The organism is Rhodoglobus sp. (genome assembly GCF_053580035.1).
Genome location: NZ_JBMDVL010000002.1, coordinates 87584 through 107200, shown reverse-complemented (window position 1 = coordinate 107200; position 19617 = coordinate 87584). Strand labels below are relative to the sequence as shown.

Genomic DNA, 19617 nt, shown 5'->3' with positions numbered 1-19617 from the left:
CACCCGCGAGCCGCTACACGAGCAGTTGGTGCTTGGCGAGGTCCTTGTAGAGCGGGGTCGACTTCACGAGTTCGGAGTGAGTGCCGACGCCAACAACCTTGCCCTTGTCGAGCACGACGATCTGGTCGGAATCAACGACCGTCGAAAGGCGGTGGGCGATCACGATGAGGGTGCGGTTCTCGGCAACAGCGTCGATGGCTTCGCGGAGCATCTGCTCGTTGAGCCCGTCCAAGCTGGAGGTCGATTCGTCGAGCAGCAGAATCGGGGGAGCCGCGAGCAGCGTGCGGGCGATCGCGAGACGCTGACGTTCTCCACCGGAGAGCATTACTCCGTCTTCGCCGACCGCGGCATCCAAACCGGCAGGGTTGCGGTCGAGCACAGCGGTGAGGTTCACGGCAGCGATGACCTTGATGCATTCTTCGTCGGTCGCGTTGGGGGCACCGATCAGTAGGTTCTGGCGGATGGTGCCCGCGAGCACGGGAGCGTCCTGTTCGACGTAGCCGATCTGCGCGCGCAGCTCTTCACGGTTAAGACCGCGAAGGTCGTCGCCGCCCAGACGCACAACGCCACCCGTTGGGTCGTAGAAGCGTTCGATGAGGGCCAAGATGGTGCTCTTGCCGGCGCCCGATGGGCCAACAATGGCGGTGCGCTCGCCACGGTTGACGGCGAAGCTAACTCCGCGCAGAACGGTGAGGTCGATTTCTTCGCCTGTGGGTTCGGTGCCGGCGTGCTTGAGTTCGGCCAGTTCGGTTTCAGCTTGTACAAGTACCGAATCGCGGGGGTACGAGAATTCGACGTTGTCGAAAGTGATCGCGGCATCCAATTCGACGCTGGCGACGGCAACGACGTTGGCATCTGACTCGAGCTCACTGGGCAGCTTGATGATCTCTTGGATGCGACCAAGGGCACCAAGAGCCTGGTTCACGGCAGTAATCGCGCCGAAGGCTTGGCCGAGCGGCATGATCATGAGGAAGAGGAACAGGATGAACGCCACCAGGTTCGCGACCGTGATCGCACCGCTGGCGACACGGTAGCCACCAACGCCGAGCACGACCAGGAACGAGACCTGCAGAGCGATCCCCGCGATCGGAACAACGAGGGCCGAGATCTTCGCAACGCTGATGCCCATCTTCCAGGCACCGAGGGCATCCTCGTTCACAGCCTCAATTTCACGTTCAGTGGCGTTGGATGCTCGCAGCGTGCGAACCGCAGAGATGGCGCGTTCTACGGCAGCCGCCAGATCGCCGACCTTGCGCTGGGCCCGCTGGCTCGCAATCCGGATGCGCTTCGACAACGTTGTGACGGTGACAACGGCGATGGCAACCACCAGCACGGTGAGGCCGAGCAGCACGGGGTCGATGATGAGCATCGCGATGAGTGCACCAACGAAGGTGATGGAACCACCGATTGCCTCGACGAGTCCTTGCGTGAGTACAGCGCGCAGCAGGGTCGTATCGCTGCCGACGCGCGAGACGAGGTCACCGGTGCGGCGACGGTCGAACTCTGAGATGGGGAGATTGAGCATCCGACTCACTAGACGGCGACGGCTGGAGAGCACGACACCTTCACCGGTGCGCTGGAGGAGGTAGTGCTGATAGCCGCTGATGAGGCCCGAGACGACGACGAGACCGACGAGCAACCAGACGAGCGTGCCGAGCGATTTGTTTGCCTCGACGATCGTGATGACTTGGCTGACGAGCAGGGGTTGAGCCAGCGAAGCGCCGGCGCCGAGGATGCTCAGGATGATCACAAAGATCAAAACTTTGCGATGTTCCAGGAGGTAGGGAAACAGTTCGCTGAACTTGGCGCGAGGGCCGTCATCGGCGTTGTCGCGTGATGCAGAACGTCCGCGACGAGGAGCAGAGGTGTGTGAAGTCGAGCTCATGAGATTTCTCGTTGTCCCAAAAATGTAGGGCGAAGGTGCCGCGGAAAATCAGCGACATCGGCATCAGCAATCAGCCTCTAAAACACTAAGCCTTCTGTCTGGGCGCTGCGTACAACATCCGGTGTATCTGTGGACCGGTTGCTACTCCCCGGAGAGCGCTAGGAGGCGAAGAAGATCCCGATCACGGCGAACACCGCACCGAGGATGGCAAGCACAAACACGGCCAGCGCCCAGAGAAAGAGCGGTGCCGCGCTTGCCAGACGAATGCGGTCGGTGGATGCCTGCACCAGTGTCGTATGCACGGCGCGGTATCTACGGTGCCCGACCCAAAACAGCACGGCGGTCATGATGAGGCCGAGAGCGGCAACAGCGTAGCTTCCGATGCTCACGGTGTTGAGCAGGAGCCGGGCAGAGACCAGCGCGGCAATGGCAAACGACAGCACGGTGCGTTGCCAGGCGAGGGCGGTGCGTTCCGCTTGCAGGCCGGCATCGAAGGGGCGGTCGAAGGCGCGCGTCACTGGAGGAGGGTACCGATCGCGAGCAGCAGCCCGGCCACGACAACGCCGCCGCCGATGGGGCCAGCAAGATTGGGGGAGGGCAGCGGGCGTCCGAGACGCAGCGACTGCTCGGCTTTCATCCAGCCGAACCACGCCTGCATCGGCGCGAGTACGCCCAACAGAATCAGCAGCACGGATGCGCCCAAACGGAACCCCGGAGCGATCGGCAATACGAATGCCTCCAGCGCCACACCCGCAGCGATCAGCGCGAGGGCAGTGCGGATCCATGCCAAGAACGTGCGCTCGTTCGCCAGGCTGAAACGGGCATCCGGTTCTGTGCCGACTCCGTAGACGCGGCGCGGAAAGCGGCGAGGAGGCGGCTGTACTGGTTCGGTCACGAGCGATCCTTCATGCGTCGAGCCTAGCGTCTGGCTTCCGGGTCATCCCCGGTTGCGAAGCTTTCGGAGGACGTGCGGCTCAGCCTTAGCCCTGTGAAGCGGCTAGTGGTCGGGAGTGGTCTTCGCGGAGCTCGAATACAGCCACAGCGATCCAACCGCGATAAGCAAGACCACGGGCACAGCGGAATTAATGCTGCCCTCCGCCAACCAGCCGACCCACCCTGGTTCGATCCCTACCGACGCGCCAACCTTCGGTCCCCTCAACGGACCAAGTAGGAACGAAACAGAAAGCAGCAGTATTGTCGCGGAGCTAAACCCCACCACTAATGCCACCCGGAATCGTCTGAGCCTGTTTTTCGCCGCCACGGTCAGTAAGAACGTCACAATGGTGCTCAGCACAGCGATCGCAATCATCGGCAGGAATGGGACGGTGGATGAGGAAACTGCCGTCACCATATTGTTGAGATCGAGAATTGCGCCCAGCTTTCGGGCTACAACCTGAGCGCTGAGCAAGCCGATGATGAAGACGAACACCACTCCGAGCAGCATCCCGTAGATGCCCCAGGCTGCACTTCTCAGCGGGATGTTAATGGGCCTCGGCATTGACGCTGTTGCGTCACGATGTGTGGGCTTGGGGCTTTTGGAGTGCAGCCATAGCAAGCCAACAGACAGAAGAAGTACTAGATGAACGGCGGAGCTGCTCCCTCCGCGATTCAGCCAGCCTTGCCATCCCGGCGCTACGCCAATCATTGGGGTTTCCGGCGTCATGCCGGTGGCAGCGAAGGCGAAAGACGCAATGATGAGGAGCAGTGTCGCGGCGCTAAAACCGCTCGTGAATGCCATCCGCGAGACAGCGGAACGGTTTCGCATGGCCACGGTAAGGGAAAAGACAACCGCGGCGCTCAGCACCGCGAGGGCGCCCATCATTAGGTAAGGAACGCGTGGAGTAATAATCGAAGCAAGGGAATTGTTGAGCGCATACTGCGCGCCGGCCGCAAGCCCCGACGCTTGAATCGTGAGGAGGCCAGCGACCAGTACGAACACCGCACCAGTTGCGATTCCACTGATTCCCCACGCCTCGCTCTTCTTCAAAGAATCCCCTTAGCACTTTGCGGCAGAACTAGGCATCCGGCAGGTACGCCCGGACTACCGAGCCATCGAGTACTAAAGCTTTCATCAATTTCAGTGGGTTGCAAGCGTGAGGGGCGGGGAACCGACCGGCCCGGACAGTTACTCCCCGCGAAGCTGCCTCAATAGCACCGCGGTCGCGATAGCGGCGTTGGCGGCTTCTTCGCCCTTGTCCTCTTTCGAGCCTTCTAGCCCAGCACGATCGAGGCCCTGCTGTTCGTCGTCGAGCGTGAGCACGCCAAAGCCCACCGGCTTGCCGGTCAGGATCGATACTTGCGTGAGACCGCTGGTGGCGGCATCCGACACGTATTCAAAGTGGGGTGTTCCACCACGGATGATGACGCCGAGCGCAACGACGGCATCCGCCCCAGCATCCAGGGCTGCCTTGCTCGCGACGGGCAGCTCGAAGCTGCCGGGAACCCGCACTTCGGTCACCTCGGCATTCGCTGCGGCGAGGGCGCGGTGGGCGCCGGCAAGCAGCCCATTGGTGATGACCTCATGCCACCGCCCGGCGATGATCGTGACCTTGAGGCCGGTTGCGTCGGTAACAATTTCGGGGGATCCTGCGCCACTCATGAGAGGCCTTTCGTGGTGAGTCGTGCTTCATTGAGCACGGCGGTGGAGGGGAGTTGGTGACCCATGCGGTCACGCTTCGTTTCGAGGTAACCCTCGTTGCTGGCGCCAACGCCCACAACGAGCGGCACGAGATCGCCGACAATCACGCCGCGCTCTTCGAGCTGACGCTTCTTCTCGGGGTTGTTGCTGAGCAGGCTGACCGTCGAAATTCCGAGATCCTTGAGGATTCCGACAGCGGCCCCATAATCGCGAGAATCAGCAGGTAGGCCTAGGGCCAGGTTCGCGTCGAGAGTGTCGAGCCCATCTTCTTGCAGGCGGTAGGCGCGCAGCTTGTTGATGAGTCCGATACCGCGACCTTCGTGGCCGCGCAGGTAGATCACAGCGCCACCATCACGCTGGATAGTCTCGAGCGCAGAATCGAGTTGAGGGCCACACTCGCACTTGAGCGAACCGAACGCTTCACCCGTGAGGCACTCGGAGTGCACGCGCACGAGAGTGGGGCCATCGCCCGTGTGCTCGAGTGTTCCTGGCGCGATAAAAGCCACGTGGTCGGCGCCCGTCGAGTTATCGCGGTAGGCGCGAACGGTGAAGGAGCCATGCACGGTCGGGATCGTCGTCTCGACTTCGAACTGCACGCGACTCATCTCCGGGATCGGTTCGATCGGTGCCGGGATGGTGTCGCAACGGTTCTCTTCGAGCCACCGCATGAGCTCTAGGATCGTGATGACGAGCACATTCTCACGGGCGCCGAATTCGATCAGCTCGGGCAGGCGCATCATCTCGCCTGAGTCGAGCACAATCTCCGAGATCGCCGCAACGGGGCGCAACCCGGCGAGCTTCATGAGGTCGACGGATGCTTCGGTGTGGCCGTCGCGCTCACGCACGCCACCATCGACCGCGCGCAGCGGCAGGATGTGGCCGGGGCGGTGCAGGCTTGATGGCATCGAGAGCGGATCGGCCAGCACTCGCAGGGTGTGAGCCCGGTCAGAGGCACTGATGCCGGTGCTGAGACGGTTCGCGGCATCCACGGAGACGGTATAGGCAGTGCCGCGGGGGTCTTCGTTCACCGACACCATCGGTGGCAGCGCGAGTGCGTCAGCGATCTCGTTGGTCATCGGGGCGCAAATGAAGCCCGAGGAGTGGCGGACCATCCAAGCAATCCATTCTTGGCTGGCGAGCTCGGCGGAGATGATGACATCGCCCTCGTTCTCGCGGCCCTCATCGTCAGCAACGATGACGGGGCGACCAGCGCGGATCGCTTCAATGGCCTGGGGGATGGTGGCGAGGCTCATGACCCGCTCCTTTCGTGACGCTGATCAGCGTCGGTGAACTCCGCCATCCGGGCCACATGGCGCGCCAGGATGTCTGTTTCGATGTTGACGGAGTCGCCCACAGCGAGCGCTCCCAACGTTGTTGCGGTGAGAGTTTCGGGAATCAGCGAGACCTCAAACCAGTCGCGCCCCACAGCACTCACCGTGAGCGAGACGCCGTGCACCGCGATCGAACCCTTGCGGGCAACCAGCGGGGCCAGCTCTTCGGTAAGGCTGAAGCGCAGGATGCTCCAGCTACCCTCATCGGTGACGCTCAGTACCGTGCTCGTTCCGTCGATGTGGCCCTGCACGATGTGGCCGCCGAGGCGATCGCCGACCTGCAAGGCGCGCTCGATATTCACGCGGGCGCCGGCAGCGAGCGAGCCAAGCGTGCTCATGTCGAGGGTGACGCCCATGACGTCAGCCGTGAACCAGTCGGGGCCCTTATCGACAACGGTGAGGCACACGCCGCTAACGCTGATCGAGTCACCGTGGCCGGCATCCGACACCGCATTCGGAGCGCGAACTGTCAGACGCGCACCATCATCGGTCGCCGCAAATTCGACGACATCGCCGAGCTCCTCAATGATTCCGGTAAACATGGTTACGCTCCTGTCTCTGCCGCCGGGCGGGCGACAATCAGCACGTCATTGCCCAGCGGGCGAAGTTCAGTGATGCTGAGGTCTTTCGCCTCAGCCATGGTCGATACCCCGAGCTCGCCGAGCGCCACCTTGGGGCCGCCCAACAGTTTCGGGGCCAGGTAGATGAGCAGTTCATCCGCAAGCCCCGCAGCGATGAAAGCGCTCGCGACAGTCGGGCCACCTTCAACGAAGACACGACGGATGCCCGCCTCAAACAGTTCGCTCAGTCCGGCGTTGAGGTCGCGCCCGTCAAATTGACGCAGTTTTGCGGGGTGCTGGCGCAGCTGTGCATCCGCCGGAATCTCGCGCCGACCGAGTACCACCGGCTGCGGTTGCGACTCGAGCAGTTCGCCGGCGTCGCCCCGCGCGGTCAGGCTCGGGTCATCGGCGAGTACTGTGCCCGTACCCACGACGATTGCATCGGCGCGCGCCCGTTGCTCGTGCACGTGCTGGCGGGCGGCGGTGCCGGTGATCCACTGGCTCGTGCCGTCGGCGGCCGCAGCACGGCCGTCGAGGGTGGATGCCCACTTCACGGTCACATGCGGACGCTGCAGCCGCGCAGCAGTCAGCCACGAGTGCAGAAACTCTTCGGCCTCGGCCTGGGCGACACCGGCGATCACTTCGACGCCACCGTTGCGGATCCGTTCGGCACCGCCAGCGGAATGCGGCCCAGGATCTGACACCGCATACACAACGCGGCTCACGCCAGCATCGAGGAGGGCTTGAGCGCAGGGACCGGTGCGGCCGTGGTGGTTGCAGGGCTCGAGAGTGACGATGGCGGTGAGGCCCGCAGCGTTGCCGTTGCGTGTAGAAGCGCTCAGCTTGGCGAGAGCATCCACTTCGGCGTGGGGAGTGCCAGCACCGCGGTGCCAGCCTTCGGCCACGATCTCGCCGGCAGCATCGACAAGAACACAACCGACTTGGGGGTTGCCGCCGGTGATCGGCCCGTGGCTCGCCAACGACAGCGCATGGCGCATCAGCTTCTCCAGCTGTGCCTGCTGCTCTGGTGTGCTCATCCGGGCTCTCGTCTCGTTGGACGCGCTCCGGGAAAGTGGGTTCGAAAAACCCGCCGACCCATTCTGGGCTCCCAAATTTCGGGCACCACAGATGGTTCGGCTCGTGCTTCCTCTTATCCGGACTGAGAAATCTTGCGACTTCATTACCGTCGGTCCCGGAGTTTCACCAGGTCAACCGTTTCGAAGTTCTCACTTCGGCGCGGGTCGCGGACTATAACCGCCGGTTCGGATTCTCACCGAGCCCCGGAGCACGTTTTGCTTTGCTTAGTCTACTCAACGCGGCTGGGCAGAAAGTATTCCCACGAAATGTGACGACGCAACGTCAGTCGAGCAGCCCGGCCAACTCATCAAGCGAGTGGATGACGCTGACGCCGCCCGCCCGAGCTTCGTCGAGCTGGTCGGTGGTTGCGCTGCGCTCGCGGTCGAGCCACACTCCGGTGAGTCCGGCGTTCGCGGCTCCCAGCGCATCCGTGGCTAGCCGGTCGCCGATGTAGACGGCGCTGGCGGGTTCGACGTTGAAGAGTCCGCAGGCGTGGTGAAAGATGCGCGGGTCAGGTTTGGTGTGCCCGAATTCGCCGCTGGCGACGAGGTGTTCGATGCGGTGGGCTATGTCGACCGTCTCTACTTTGCGCGTTTGAAAGTCGAGTTCACCGTTGGTGATGATGCCGAGGCGGGTAGCGGGGGAGCGGGCCTCGAGTGCGTCGAGGCAGGCCAGAGCATCATCGTGCAGGTGCCACGCTGCGCGGTACGCCTCGAAGTAGGTGTCGAACCAGAGGCTGGATTCGGCATCGGTGAGGGTCACGCCGTAGGGCTCGACGAAGCCGCGGGCGCGAGCTTGCCGTTGCCCTTCGAAGGTCAGTTCGCCGCCGAGGTAGCGGTGGTAGTGGTGTTCTTCGAGCGCGGTCCAGCGCACACTCTCAGCCGCGTCGTCAGGCCACACGACGCTGCCGTCGCTGGTCGGCCCCGCAGCGAACGCAGCGCCGAGTGAGCGACGGTGGTTACGAATGCCGAGATCGACGGATGCCCGGTGGGCAAACAGGGTGTCGTCAAGGTCAAAGAGGGCGACGGTGATGCTCATACAGCGACCGAAGTCAGAGCTAGACCGGCCACGGCTGGCCGGATTCGACCTCATACGTGGGGTTCTCATCCGGTGCGGTGAGGGTTGCCCACCACGACGGTGGGTGTGTTCCGCCACGGTATTCGCTCGAGGCAGGTTCGATGCCGGTGTAGATGAAGCCGAGGCTCTTTGCGATGGCAGCGGAGGCTTTGTTGCCGACGAGGGCTTCCCAGCGCACTTCGGGGCGGCCGGTCGAGAAGACCCAGCGGCAGACCTCAGCGACAGCTTCTTTCATGAAGCCTTGGCCGCGGTGCGGTTCGCCCATCCAGTAGCCGATGGTGTCGTTGTAGAGGCGAAAGCTGATGACGCCGAGCAGTTCAGGCTTGCCGGTTTCGCGGATCGCCCAAGTGTATTCGTCGTCATCTTCCCACCACTGTGCCACCAGGTTGTTGATGAAGAATTCGGCATCCGACTTCACGTAGGGCCAGGGGATCGTGAGCGTGTGCTCAAAGATTGGGTCTTGGCAGTAGGCGGTCATAAGCTCAGCATCTTCACCGGTGAGGGCGTCGAGAGTGAGGCGTTCGCTCGTGAGAGTAAAAGTTTGCATTAGCGCACCCGCGGCAGGAAGCCGATTCTGTCGTAGACGCGGTCAAGCGTCTTTTGGGCCATTTCGTTAGCACGTTCAGCGTTTTTGCTGAGCATGCGGTCGAGCTCGGCAGGGTCATTCAGTAGCTCAAGGGTGCGCTCGCGCACGGGGGCGAATTCAGCTGTCACAACCTCGGCAACTTCCTTCTTGAGGTCGCCATAACCCTTGCCCTCGAACTGCGCTTCGAGGTCGGCAATGGATGTGCCGCTAAACGTGGAGTGCAGAGTGAGCAGATTCGAGACGCCCGGCTTTGCCCCGCGGTCGAACCGAATCTCGCGGTCCGCATCCGTCACGGCAGATTTGATTTTCTTGGCCGTCTTGGAGGGCTCGTCGAGTAACCACAGCACGCCAGCATCCGTCGTCGCCGATTTGCTCATCTTCGACTCGGGGTTCTGCAGGTCGTAAATCTTGGCCGTGGCCTTCTGAATCTGAGGCTCGGGCATCACGAAGGTGTCGCCGAACCGCGAATTGAAGCGGGTGGCGAGGTCACGCGTGAGCTCGATGTGCTGACGCTGATCTTCGCCCACCGGCACAATGGCGGTGTCGTAGAGCAGGATGTCGGCGGCCATGAGCACGGGGTAGGTGAAGAGGCCAACGGAGGCGGCATCCGATCCCTGCTTTGCTGACTTGTCTTTGAACTGGGTCATGCGCGAAGCCTCACCGAAGCCGGTGATGGTGTTCAGCACCCAGGCAAGCTCGGCGTGCGCCGGAACCTGCGACTGAACGAAGAGCACCGAGTGCTCGGGGTCGATGCCACCGGCAATGTACTGCGCGGCGGTGCGACGAGTTTGGGCGCGCAGCAGCTCGGGCTCCTGCGGAACGGTGATGGCGTGCATGTCGACAACGCAGAAGACTGCGTCGTAGTTCTGCTGCATCTCGCGCCACTGCATGAGCGCGCCAATGTAGTTGCCCACGTGGAGCGAATCGGCAGACGGCTGCATGCCTGAAAACAGGCGAGGTGTGGTGCTCATGGGCTAATTCTTTCAGATCGAATAGTCAACAACGACGGGAGCGTGATCGCTCCAGCGCTCATCCCAGGCGCCGGCCTTGTCGATGCGGTAATCCGCAACGGTGGCTGCAAGCGCGGGGGTGGCGACGTGGTAGTCGATACGCCAACCGGTGTCGGTGTCGAAAGCTTGGCCGCGCTGCGACCACCAGGAGTACGGGCCGTCCACTTCTCCAGCGAATTGGCGGCCGACATCTACCCAACCGAGGCCGGGCGCGGTCGTGCCATCAACGCACTCAATGGTCTCGCCAGCGGCGCCGAAGAAGCGGTCGAAGTAGGCGCGCTCCTCGAGCAAGAAGCCGGCCTTCTTGCGGTTGCCGCGCCAGTTCTTGATGTCGAGTTCGCGGTGACCCACGTTGAGGTCGCCGACGATGAGGGCGTGGTCGCTGTGGGCGGCAAGCTCGGGCAGGCGCACGAGCATGGCCTCTAAGAACTTGTACTTCTCGACCTGCTTCGGGGTATCGACAACGCCCGAGTGAACGTAGGTGCTGACGACGGTGACGGTCTTACCGTTGACGTCGAAGTCAGCTTCGAGCCAGCGGCCAGCGCTGTCGAAGTCGTCGGCGCCGAGCGCTACGCGGTGAGCAAGAGGGGCGGATGCCGCAGAACCCTTGCGTGAGGCCAGCGCGACTCCCGCGCGCCCCTTGGCGGTCGCGGCGTCGTGCAGGATGTTCCAGCCATCGCCGAGCAACCCTTCGATGTCGGCGTCGGCGGCACGAACCTCTTGAAGCGCCAGAATGTCGATGTCACGGGCATCCAACCAGTCGCCCATGCCCTTGCGGTAAGCGGCGCGAACACCATTGACGTTGACTGATGCGATGCGAAGACGTGTTGCCATGCCTCAAGACTACCGACGCGCACTGACCGTGTGCTGCTCGCGCCCTCGAGCAATTCGCGTCACTTGCGCTTGTTGCGTTTCATCATCCGTGTGAAAGTGCGCTTGAACTTCACTTCACTCGCTCGATCACTATCGCTGCGATCCTCTGGGGTGTTCTTAGCCTCGCGACTAGCCTCGCGAATAGCCTGCCGTTCGGCCTTCTTCGCTTGAGCGTCATCGGTCGCTTTAGTCGCGGTAACCGCCCGCGGAGCATCCTCATCGCGCTTTTCACCGCTGAGGTCAAGTTCGGCATCGTCGGCACCGACGGCAATCCACGCAGACCCGATCAGGATGATCTGACAAATCAAGTTGAACCAGATCAGCAGACCGATGATTACCGCGAAAGATGCGAGAAGTGGGTTGCGGGTTGCCCCCTCGAGAAGGAAGCCTCCTCCGAACTTGAGGGCGCCGAGCGCGAGCGCCGCGATGATCGTTCCCTGAGCGAGCATCCGGAAAGGAATCTTGATTCCCGAGATCACACGGTAGAAGATTCCGAGCGTTGCCGTATCGAGAACGAGAACAATGACAAGGGCAATGATTTGCGCCCCCGCTCGTGAAGCAATCGAATTTTCGTTGATCGAGAGAAGCCCGAGTAGCCAGTTCAGCGCGGCCGAGCTGGCGATTGACGCTGCTGCGGAGGCCACAATCGCAAGCCCAAAGCCGATCGCGAGCCCGGCATCCTTCAATTTCAGAAGCAAGAAATTTGTTTGTGAGCTCTCAAGCCCGAACATTGTGCGGATCGCGCTGCGACCCGATGCGATCCAGCCCAGAGCGGTGAAGGCTAAACCTCCAGCCGCGATCGCTCCAGTGATACCCAGTATTTGAGTGTCAGCAAGGGTCTCTCGGGTGATTGCACCGTTGCCGCTTCCGTCACCGATGAGGCCCGGAATGTTCGTAGAAATGAAGTTATAGACCGCATTGAGCAGTATTGGATCGCCCTGCACAATAAAGCCGGCGACCGCAAACCCCACCCAGAGAGCAGCGAATACAGCAAAGATTGCCTGGTACGAGAGCCCGAAAGACAATAGCGGGCCAAGCTTCTCGGTGTAGTGCAAAAAAACTCGCACCGGGCGGAGGGCCAGTACCCACTCAATGGCTGGTTTCAGTCGTTGCGCAAGCTGCATCCCTCAAGAATAGCTAGGCTGTCTGTGCGTAACTCAGAGGAGAGGTCAGATCATATGGAGCTTCAGGGTGTTGGAGTTGGACGATCGGTAGCCATCGGGAAAGTCGTGCGTATGCCCGACCCGCTTCCTGAACCGAAAGATGCACGCCACTCTGGCGATGCCGCAGCAGAGAAAGAATCCGCGGCCTCAGCGTTGACGTTTGTGGCAGCAGATCTTCGTGCGCGCGCCGAAAAGGCGGATGCCGAGGCAAACGAAGTGCTCACGGCAACAGCGCTCATGGCTGAAGACCCCTCCATTCTCGATAGCGTCAACGACATCATCGATGGTGGCAAGACCGCTGAACGCGCTGTCTTTGAAGCGTTCGGCCAGTTTCGCGAGATGTTGATTTCTCTCGGCGGCATGATGGCTGAGCGCGCAACCGACCTCAGTGATGTCAGCCAGCGCGTTGTTGCCCGCCTCCGTGGTGTCGAAGCCCCCGGTGTTCCTCAGCGCGATGAGCCTTTTGTGCTCGTTGCTGACGACCTTGCCCCAGCGGACACTGCTCTTCTTGAACTCGACAAGGTTCTCGCCCTCGTTACGCGTCAGGGTGGCCCAACCAGCCACACTGCGATCCTTGCGCGCTCTAAAGCTATCCCCGCGATTATGGGCGTTGCTGAAGCTCTCGATCTTGCTGACGACACTCTGGTGATCGTGGATGCCGGTACCGGTACCATCACGACGGAACCGACCGCTGACCAGCAGTCCGCCGCCGAAGCCCGCATTGCTGAGCTCGCCGCCGCAGCTAGCGCCCCCATTACTGACGGTGAGCTCGCCGACGGCACCATGGTGCCTCTTCTTGCAAACCTCGGTACACCGTCCGAGGCTGCTCAAGCCGTTGAGCTCGGCGCTGAAGGTGTCGGACTGTTCCGCACCGAACTGATGTTCCTCGATGCCACGAGCGCACCGACCGTCGAAGAGCAGACCGCAGAGTACACAGAGATGCTGAAGCACTTTCCCGGCAAAAAGGTTGTCGTGCGTGCCCTCGATGCTGGCGCAGACAAGCCGCTCAGCTTCATGGACATGGGCGAAGAAGCAAACCCCGCCCTCGGGCAGCGCGGACTGCGCTCTCTGCGCGTTAACGAGAACATCCTGCGCGACCAACTCACGGCACTCGTCAACGCTCAGAATGCTACCGACGCCGACCTCTGGGTCATGGCCCCGATGGTGTCGGATGCCGAAGAGACCGAATACTTTGTCTCCCTGGGTCGCGAACTCGGCCTCAACACCGTCGGTGTGATGGCGGAGGTGCCGTCGCTCGCCGTGCTCGCCGATCAGATCGCCGAACGCAGTGACTTCGTCTCGATCGGCTCTAACGACCTCACCCAGTACACGCTGGCAGCAGACCGGATGCTTGGCACCCTGGCCAAATTCCAGGACCCGTGGCATCCTGCAGTGCTTCGTCTCGTGAAGATGATCGGTGCTGCTGGTGCGGCCGCCGGTAAGCCGGTCGGTGTGTGTGGTGAAGCCGCAGCAGATCCGCAGCTCGCCGTCGTGCTTGTCGGTCTTGGAGTGACCAGTCTTTCTATGACCCCTGCGGCGCTCGCCGACGTGCGTGCCGAGCTCAAAACGGTAACGCTTGAGCAGGCCAAGGTGCGAGCAGAAGCAGCGATCAACGCGACGACGGGGCCAACCGCTCGCGAAGCCGCTGCGAACGCTAGCTAGCGGTACTCAGGGTTCGCGTCAAAACCGAACCGCTTGCCGTCTTTCCACTCGGCGGGCACGTTTCCTTCGGCCGGAATTCCGCCGTTGGCGTTCAACATCGTGGCTAGGTGAATGAGGTTGTGCGCCATGAATGTGGTGTTGCGGTTAGTGAAGTCGTTCTCTGGACCGCCAGATCCCTCATCGAGGTAACTGGGTCCTGGTCCGACCTCGCCGATCCACCCAGCGTCAGCCTGCGGCGGAATTGTGTAGCCGATGTGCTGAAGGCTGTACAGAATGTTGGAGGAGATGTGCTTGACGCCGTCTTCGTTTCCGGTGACTAGCGCCCCGCCGACTTTGCCGTAGAACACATATTGGCCTTTGTCGTTGGTCTCGCCGCTGTGGGCGTAGAGCCTTTCGATGATTTTTCGCGACTCTGATGACTGGTCGCCAAGCCAAATTGGTCCAGCCAGAATGAGAATATTTGCTCTCTCCACGCGCGGCCAGAGCTCGGGCCAAGCATCAACATCCCATCCATGATCGCGCATATCGGGGTACACGCCGGGGGCAATTTTGTGGTCGACCGCGCGAATAACTTCCGTCGAAACACCCGAATTTTCCATGACTCGGCGGCTCCGCTCGATGAGCCCGTCTGTGTGGCTCAGCTCGGGGGAACGCTTGAGTGTCGTGTTGATATACAGCGCTGTAAGTGTCGTCATGTGGTCTAGATTACGCGCCGGGTCTGAACGTGAACAGGTAACGTGAGCATTGCTAAGTGGGGGAAACGTTAGGGCCAGAATGACCTGTAGCCCCCAAATGGGGGCACAGATTTTTCACCAATCTGGATAGTCTGCGTCATAAAACAGGAGTTTCTCCGTCTCTCTAAATATGAAGGCAAAAATCTCCACCGCCTTCGTTCCGCAGGGAAACAGAGAGGCCCAAAAATGGATCAGGGGGATGAGCGGAATCGTGGCTCTGAAATTAACCACTTCGGACGAACAGCTGCTGGCGCAAGCACGTACGGGGGTACAAAACGCTTTCGCCGAGCTGTGGAGTCGCCACTACCGCTCGGGTATCTGTGTCGCTCGTCAGTACACGTCGATAGACGCGGACGATCTCGTGTCTGAGGCGTTCGCGCGTATTTACCAGCGTGTGCTGGCGGGCGGCGGCCCCCGGGGAGCCTTTCGCCCCTACTTGTATACGACCATCCGCAATCTCGCCTCAACATGGGGGGCAGCTTCACGTGAAGTGCAAGTGGATGAGATCGCCGACTATGAAGACCCAAGCACTATCGATGACCCCGTTACTCTCGCGCTCGACCGCACGCTCACCGCGCAGGCATTTCGTGGACTCCCCGAGCGTTGGCAATCAGTGCTGTGGTACACCGAGGTAGAAGGGATGGACCCTCACGAGGTTGCACCTATTCTTGGCATGAGCGCCAATGGCGTCGCAGCGCTGTCGTATCGCGCACGTGAGGGTCTTCGCAAGGCGCGGTTGCAGGCTCACATCAACGATGCTTCGGCATCCGGTGAATGCCAGTGGGCGATGTCCAAATTTGGTGAGCATGCCCGTCAGAGTCTGAGCGAGCGGGATTCGCGTCGAGTGAATTCTCATCTCGAGTCCTGCGCGCGCTGTGCGATTGTCTGTGAGGAAATTGACGAGGTTGGGTCACGCCTCGCACTCGTCATGATTCCGTTGCTGCTCGGTGGCGTTGCCGGTGGTGGTTTCTTAAGTGCGTTCGCGCAGTCCGGGGCAGTCTCTCTCACAGCGGCAGCCGCGCCAGCAATGCCGGCAGCGGTGCTCGGTGGAACCCACTTTGCTGGTGTCACAGCGGGGACGGCCGCGAGTGGGGCAACCGTCGGAGCGCTGCCGGTAGCTCTTGCCGGTTCACTTGCCGCTGCCGTTGCCCTCACCGGCTCTCTCGTTGTGATGGGACCTCGCGATGATGCTCCTTCGATTGCAGCACCGACTACGCAGTCGTCTGACACTCAGGGCGAAGTTAGCGCGTCAATTTCGCCGGTGAATGACGATCTAGGCGCCGGTCGTTCAGCTCCCGGAAACCTGGTCATTCCGACTGTGCCGTCGATGGAGGCTGGAACCGGGGATAGCGCAAATTCGACCGGAGGTCTCGGGGGAGTCGTTGGCGGTGTTGGCAATGCGATTGGCATTCTCGTCGACTCTGTTGTCGGCAGTATTAGCGGGGGAGCAGCGCCGGAAGGGCACACGGCACCCGGCGGGGTGGTCGGCGCCGACATCGACCTGAACCTTGCAGGAACCGCGACCCCGGGAGCACATCTCTCGTTGCAGGGGGCAGGCATTGTCTATGCGACCACGACGGTTTCAAGCAACGGGACGTTCGTTCTCACAGTCACCGGGGTTCCTGGAGGGCTCGCGTCGCTCGACCTCGTGCAAACTGTTGACCGCAATTACCTTGCGGGAATTGTCGGTGGTGGAGGACTGCTGGGTGGCATTCTTGGGAGTCTCGATGGTCTCATCAATGACCTCATCAAGCCCCTGAGCCTTTCGAGCGGAGCCAACCAGGGCATCACCATCCACTTGCTGAATTAGAGACTGCTTTTCAGTTCCCCAAAACAGTTTCAGGAATGGCGTCATAGTTCGGGCTCAACCCAGTCTCTATAGTGAGCCTCCTGAGGCTTCTGCCTAGTCGTGCGCCGTGGGTGACGCACGTTAAGCGACATCGGCCCTGTGGCTACCGCGGTAGCAACAGGGCCGATCTCAAGTCGTACAGGGAACGCCGCTACGGTCGTCCCTTGATGATGGCCTGCTTCACTTCAGCAATCGCCTGAGTGACTTGGATGCCGCGGGGGCAGGCGTCGGTGCAGTTGAAGGTAGTGCGGCAACGCCACACGCCCTCTTTGTCGTTGAGGATGTCGAGGCGAACCTGCGAACCCTCATCGCGAGAGTCGAAAATAAAGCGGTGGGCATTCACGATGGCGGCAGGACCGAAGTACTGTCCATCAGTCCAGAACACGGGGCAGCTCGACGTGCACGCAGCACACAGGATGCACTTAGTGGTGTCATCGAAACGTGCGCGCTCCACCGGGCTCTGCTTGCGCTCTTTGCCACCCTTGACAGGGCCAGCCATCAAGAAGGGGTTGACCTCCTTGAAGGAGTCAAAGAACGGCTCCATGTCGACGATCAAGTCTTTCTCCAGCGGGAGACCCTTGATGGCTTCAACGGTGATCGGCTTCGAGATGTCGAGATCTTTGATCAGCGTCTTGCACGCCAGGCGATTGCGGCTGTTGATGCGCATTGCATCAGAACCACATACCCCGTGAGCGCACGAGCGACGGAACGTCAGCGAGCCATCCATCTCCCACTTGATCTTGTGCAGAGCGTCCAAAATCCTGTCGGTCGCGAGGACCTCCAAAGCAAAGTCTTCCCAGCGCGGCTCGTCGTCAATTTCCGGGTCAAATCGACGGACGCGCAGCGTTATGTTCAGGGTAGGAATGGCCTGTGGTGCGGCAGGCTTTTTGTCAGCGACGGCAGTGCTCATTAGTACTTTCTCTCCATCGGCGGGTAGTTGGTGATCACTACTGGCTTCCAATCAAGTCGGATGTGGTCACCCGCCTCTTCTGATTCTGGGTCGCCCGTGAGGTACGCCATCGTGTGCACGAGGAAATTCTCGTCATCACGGTTGGGATAGTCCTCACGCATGTGGCCGCCACGGCTTTCCTTGCGTGAACGAGCCGAGAATACGAGTACTTCGGCGAGGTCAAGCAGGAAGCCAAGTTCTACGGCTTCGAGCAGGTCGGTGTTGAACCGCTTGCCCTTGTCGTGAAGTTGGATGTTTCGGTAACGAGCACGCAGGTTCTGGATGAGCGTGGTGACCTCAGCGAGGCTCTCATCGGTGCGGAAAATCTGGGCGTTGCGGTCCATCGAGACCTGCAACTCTTTACGGATCGTGGCAATACGCTCGGTGCCATCACCAGCCCGAACCATGTCGAGGATGTCCTTAACGCCGCCGGCAGGATTCTCGGGCAGCGGCACAAACTCGGCAGTCTTCACGTATTCGACGGCGGCCTTTCCGGCCCGCTTTCCGAAGACGTTGATATCGAGCAGCGAATTAGTGCCCAGACGGTTGGAGCCGTGAACGGAAACACACGCACACTCGCCGGCGGCGTAGAGGCCCTTGACGACATCCGTGTTGTTGCGAAGCACTTCGGCCTGAACGTTGGTCGGGATGCCACCCATGGCGTAGTGCGCGGTCGGCAGCACAGGAACGGGCTCGGTGTAGGGCTCAACACCGAGGTAGGTGCGAGCGAACTCGGTGATGTCTGGCAGCTTTTCGTCAATGACGGCGGGCTCGAGGTGCGTGATGTCGAGGAACAGGTAGTCCTTGTCTGGACCAGCTCCACGACCTTCGCGAATCTCGGTGGCCATCGAACGCGCAACGATGTCACGCGGAGCGAGGTCCTTGAGCGTCGGCGTGTAGCGCTCCATGAAGCGCTCACCCTCGGAGTTGCGCAGGATAGCGCCCTCTCCACGTGCAGCTTCGGAGAGCAGGATGCCGAGACCAGCCAACCCGGTGGGGTGGAACTGGAAGAACTCCATGTCTTCGAGAGGCAGGCCCTTGCGCCAGATGATCCCGACGCCGTCACCGGTGAGGGTGTGAGCATTGGATGTGGTCTTGAAAATCTTGCCGAATCCGCCAGTAGCAAAGATGGTGGCCTTCGACTGGAACACGTGGAGGTCACCGGTGGCGAGTTCGTAGGCAACGACGCCAGCGGGCTCTTCAACGCCGTCGACCTCGGTCATGATGAGGTCGAGTACGTAGAACTCGTTGAAGAAGTTGATGCCGAGTTTGACGCAGTTTTGGTACAGAGTCTGAAGAATCATGTGACCAGTGCGGTCAGCGGCGTAGCAGGCACGGCGTACAGGGGCCTTGCCGTGCTCGCGAGTGTGACCACCGAAGCGACGCTGATCAATCTTGCCGTCGGCGGTGCGGTTGAACGGAAGACCCATATTTTCAAGGTCGACCACGGCGTCGATTGCCTCTTTGGCGAGGATTTCGGCTGCGTCTTGGTCAACGAGGTAGTCGCCACCCTTGACGGTGTCGTAGGTGTGCCATTCCCAGTTGTCTTCTTCAACATTGGCAAGGGCCGCTGCCATGCCACCCTGCGCTGCACCGGTGTGCGAACGCGTGGGGTAGAGCTTGGAGATGACCGCAGTCTTGGCGTGCGGGCCGGCTTCAATAGCGGCACGCATGCCAGCGCCGCCGGCGCCAACGATCACAATGTCGAATTGGTGGTAATGGACTCCATCGATGATGGTTCCGTCGGCGATATCGCCAGTATTAATCGTAGACAATTAGCGTCCCTCACAGATGCTGGCTAACAGAGCTGGGTCAGCTCCGGCGGGGCAGGGATCGAAGGTGGTAATCACCAGGGTTCCCAAAAGGATCAGGATCGCCGTGGATGCGGCGATTCCAATCAGTAGAACTTTTCGCACCTTGGGGTTGGTTGCGTAGTCGTTGACGAGCGTGCGCATCCCGTTACCGCCGTGGATCAAAGCGAGCCACAGCATGAGGCCATCCCAGACTGCCCAGAACGGGTCGGAGAGCTTTCCGCCGACAAACGCGAAGTCAATTGCCTTGACGCCTTCGCCGGCAACAAGGTTGACGAAGAGGTGGCCGAAGATGAGAACGATGAGCACTACGCCAGAGGCGCGCATGTAGATCCATCCCCATTTTTCCCAGTTGACTCCGCCAGTGCGGCGGCCACGGGTGGGGGTGCGGGGGGCTTCGATGAGACTCATG

Annotated in this window: 19 protein-coding genes and 1 riboswitch; of the genes, 2 read left to right on the top strand and 17 right to left on the bottom strand. The window is 61.2% G+C overall.

Translation table 11 applies throughout. The features are described 5' to 3' along the window. Positions 1 to 13: 13 nt before the first annotated feature. The 13 genes from ACOH1Z_RS09800 to ACOH1Z_RS09740 all read right to left on the bottom strand — a co-directional run bounded on the left by ACOH1Z_RS09800 (position 14) and on the right by ACOH1Z_RS09740 (position 12161). Positions 14 to 1885 (bottom strand): ABC transporter ATP-binding protein, encoded by a 1872-nt coding sequence (locus ACOH1Z_RS09800; protein WP_449648311.1) that lies wholly within the window; start codon positions 1883 to 1885, stop codon positions 14 to 16. Between the two features lie 158 nt (positions 1886 to 2043). Further along, positions 2044 to 2403, bottom strand: a complete 360-nt coding sequence (locus tag ACOH1Z_RS09795) for a DUF202 domain-containing protein (RefSeq protein WP_449648310.1) — start codon at positions 2401 to 2403, stop codon at positions 2044 to 2046. Further along, positions 2400 to 2780, bottom strand: coding sequence for a YidH family protein (locus tag ACOH1Z_RS09790; RefSeq protein ID WP_449648309.1), 381 nt, complete (start codon positions 2778 to 2780; stop codon positions 2400 to 2402). Before ACOH1Z_RS09790 ends, ACOH1Z_RS09795 begins: the two co-directional genes overlap by 4 nt. Positions 2781 to 2882: 102 nt before the next feature. Continuing rightward, positions 2883 to 3872 carry a hypothetical protein gene (locus ACOH1Z_RS09785; RefSeq protein ID WP_449648308.1) on the bottom strand — a complete coding sequence of 330 codons (990 nt, stop codon included), beginning with the start codon at positions 3870 to 3872 and terminating at the stop codon, positions 2883 to 2885. A gap of 138 nt (positions 3873 to 4010) precedes the next feature. Then, positions 4011 to 4484 carry a 6,7-dimethyl-8-ribityllumazine synthase gene (gene ribH, locus ACOH1Z_RS09780; protein WP_449648307.1) on the bottom strand — a complete coding sequence of 158 codons (474 nt, stop codon included), beginning with the start codon at positions 4482 to 4484 and terminating at the stop codon, positions 4011 to 4013. After that, the gene (gene ribB / locus ACOH1Z_RS09775; RefSeq protein WP_449648306.1) at positions 4481 to 5776 is read right to left on the bottom strand and encodes a 3,4-dihydroxy-2-butanone-4-phosphate synthase; all 1296 of its coding nucleotides are present in this window, start codon (positions 5774 to 5776) and stop codon (positions 4481 to 4483) included. The genes ribH and ribB overlap by 4 nt, the downstream gene beginning before the upstream one ends. Continuing rightward, positions 5773 to 6396: a riboflavin synthase gene (locus ACOH1Z_RS09770; protein ID WP_449648305.1), complete on the bottom strand. Its 624-nt coding sequence runs from the start codon at positions 6394 to 6396 to the stop codon at positions 5773 to 5775. Before ACOH1Z_RS09770 ends, ribB begins: the two co-directional genes overlap by 4 nt. A gap of 2 nt (positions 6397 to 6398) precedes the next feature. Then, positions 6399 to 7451 (bottom strand): bifunctional diaminohydroxyphosphoribosylaminopyrimidine deaminase/5-amino-6-(5-phosphoribosylamino)uracil reductase RibD, encoded by a 1053-nt coding sequence (gene ribD, locus ACOH1Z_RS09765; protein WP_449648304.1) that lies wholly within the window; start codon positions 7449 to 7451, stop codon positions 6399 to 6401. A gap of 100 nt (positions 7452 to 7551) precedes the next feature. Next, positions 7552 to 7706: riboswitch (FMN riboswitch) on the bottom strand. A 67-nt stretch (positions 7707 to 7773) separates the two neighbouring features. Next, on the bottom strand, positions 7774 to 8529 hold the full coding sequence (locus tag ACOH1Z_RS09760; protein ID WP_449648303.1) for an HAD family hydrolase: 756 nt from the start codon (positions 8527 to 8529) through the stop codon (positions 7774 to 7776). A gap of 19 nt (positions 8530 to 8548) precedes the next feature. Continuing rightward, complete coding sequence (locus ACOH1Z_RS09755) at positions 8549 to 9115, bottom strand: GNAT family N-acetyltransferase (RefSeq protein WP_449648302.1); 567 nt, start codon at positions 9113 to 9115, stop codon at positions 8549 to 8551. Continuing rightward, a complete protein-coding gene (gene trpS / locus ACOH1Z_RS09750; RefSeq protein ID WP_449648301.1) occupies positions 9115 to 10125 on the bottom strand; it encodes a tryptophan--tRNA ligase in 1011 nt (336 codons plus the stop codon). The genes ACOH1Z_RS09755 and trpS overlap by 1 nt, the downstream gene beginning before the upstream one ends. Positions 10126 to 10137: 12 nt before the next feature. Beyond that, positions 10138 to 10998, bottom strand: a complete 861-nt coding sequence (locus ACOH1Z_RS09745) for an exodeoxyribonuclease III (protein ID WP_449648300.1) — start codon at positions 10996 to 10998, stop codon at positions 10138 to 10140. 59 nt (positions 10999 to 11057) lie between these two features. Further along, the gene (locus tag ACOH1Z_RS09740) at positions 11058 to 12161 is read right to left on the bottom strand and encodes a YihY/virulence factor BrkB family protein (protein WP_449648299.1); all 1104 of its coding nucleotides are present in this window, start codon (positions 12159 to 12161) and stop codon (positions 11058 to 11060) included. Between the two features lie 54 nt (positions 12162 to 12215). Here ACOH1Z_RS09740 and ptsP point away from each other — a divergent pair, with 54 nt between their 5' ends. Continuing rightward, the gene (gene ptsP / locus ACOH1Z_RS09735) at positions 12216 to 13862 is read left to right on the top strand and encodes a phosphoenolpyruvate--protein phosphotransferase (protein WP_449648509.1); all 1647 of its coding nucleotides are present in this window, start codon (positions 12216 to 12218) and stop codon (positions 13860 to 13862) included. Here the strand turns inward: ptsP and ACOH1Z_RS09730 are convergent. Continuing rightward, positions 13859 to 14557 (bottom strand): flavodoxin family protein, encoded by a 699-nt coding sequence (locus ACOH1Z_RS09730; RefSeq protein WP_449648298.1) that lies wholly within the window; start codon positions 14555 to 14557, stop codon positions 13859 to 13861. The genes ptsP and ACOH1Z_RS09730 overlap by 4 nt on opposite strands. 238 nt (positions 14558 to 14795) lie before the next feature. Between ACOH1Z_RS09730 and ACOH1Z_RS09725 the strand changes: the two genes are divergently transcribed. Next, positions 14796 to 16406: a sigma-70 family RNA polymerase sigma factor gene (locus tag ACOH1Z_RS09725; protein ID WP_449648297.1), complete on the top strand. Its 1611-nt coding sequence runs from the start codon at positions 14796 to 14798 to the stop codon at positions 16404 to 16406. 190 nt (positions 16407 to 16596) lie between these two features. Here the strand turns inward: ACOH1Z_RS09725 and ACOH1Z_RS09720 are convergent, their stop codons facing one another. The 3 genes from ACOH1Z_RS09720 to ACOH1Z_RS09710 are packed head-to-tail and all read right to left on the bottom strand — an operon-like array spanning position 16597 to position 19616. Then, positions 16597 to 17355, bottom strand: a complete 759-nt coding sequence (locus tag ACOH1Z_RS09720) for a succinate dehydrogenase iron-sulfur subunit (protein WP_449648296.1) — start codon at positions 17353 to 17355, stop codon at positions 16597 to 16599. Next, positions 17355 to 19169, bottom strand: coding sequence for a succinate dehydrogenase flavoprotein subunit (sdhA, locus tag ACOH1Z_RS09715; protein ID WP_449648295.1), 1815 nt, complete (start codon positions 19167 to 19169; stop codon positions 17355 to 17357). The genes ACOH1Z_RS09720 and sdhA overlap by 1 nt, the downstream gene beginning before the upstream one ends. Further along, positions 19170 to 19616 (bottom strand): succinate dehydrogenase hydrophobic membrane anchor subunit, encoded by a 447-nt coding sequence (locus ACOH1Z_RS09710; RefSeq protein ID WP_449648294.1) that lies wholly within the window; start codon positions 19614 to 19616, stop codon positions 19170 to 19172. Between the last annotated feature and the right edge of the window lies 1 nt (position 19617).

Excerpts from the sequence above, each read along its gene's own strand:
- ACOH1Z_RS09745 (WP_449648300.1), bottom strand. The coding sequence starts at position 10,998 with ATGGCAACACGTCTTCGCATCGCATCAGTCAACGTCAATGGTGTTCGC.
- ACOH1Z_RS09730 (WP_449648298.1), bottom strand. The coding sequence starts at position 14,557 with ATGACGACACTTACAGCGCTGTATATCAACACGACACTCAAGCGTTCC.
- ACOH1Z_RS09760 (WP_449648303.1), bottom strand. The coding sequence starts at position 8,529 with ATGAGCATCACCGTCGCCCTCTTTGACCTTGACGACACCCTGTTTGCC.
- ACOH1Z_RS09800 (WP_449648311.1), bottom strand. The coding sequence starts at position 1,885 with ATGAGCTCGACTTCACACACCTCTGCTCCTCGTCGCGGACGTTCTGCA.
- ribD (WP_449648304.1), bottom strand. The coding sequence starts at position 7,451 with ATGAGCACACCAGAGCAGCAGGCACAGCTGGAGAAGCTGATGCGCCAT.
- ptsP (WP_449648509.1), top strand. The coding sequence starts at position 12,216 with ATGGAGCTTCAGGGTGTTGGAGTTGGACGATCGGTAGCCATCGGGAAA.
- ACOH1Z_RS09725 (WP_449648297.1), top strand. The coding sequence starts at position 14,796 with ATGAGCGGAATCGTGGCTCTGAAATTAACCACTTCGGACGAACAGCTG.
- ACOH1Z_RS09740 (WP_449648299.1), bottom strand. The coding sequence starts at position 12,161 with ATGCAGCTTGCGCAACGACTGAAACCAGCCATTGAGTGGGTACTGGCC.
- trpS (WP_449648301.1), bottom strand. The coding sequence starts at position 10,125 with ATGAGCACCACACCTCGCCTGTTTTCAGGCATGCAGCCGTCTGCCGAT.
- ribB (WP_449648306.1), bottom strand. The coding sequence starts at position 5,776 with ATGAGCCTCGCCACCATCCCCCAGGCCATTGAAGCGATCCGCGCTGGT.
- ACOH1Z_RS09710 (WP_449648294.1), bottom strand. The coding sequence starts at position 19,616 with ATGAGTCTCATCGAAGCCCCCCGCACCCCCACCCGTGGCCGCCGCACT.
- ACOH1Z_RS09720 (WP_449648296.1), bottom strand. The coding sequence starts at position 17,355 with ATGAGCACTGCCGTCGCTGACAAAAAGCCTGCCGCACCACAGGCCATT.
- ACOH1Z_RS09755 (WP_449648302.1), bottom strand. The coding sequence starts at position 9,115 with ATGCAAACTTTTACTCTCACGAGCGAACGCCTCACTCTCGACGCCCTC.
- ACOH1Z_RS09770 (WP_449648305.1), bottom strand. The coding sequence starts at position 6,396 with ATGTTTACCGGAATCATTGAGGAGCTCGGCGATGTCGTCGAATTTGCG.
- ribH (WP_449648307.1), bottom strand. The coding sequence starts at position 4,484 with ATGAGTGGCGCAGGATCCCCCGAAATTGTTACCGACGCAACCGGCCTC.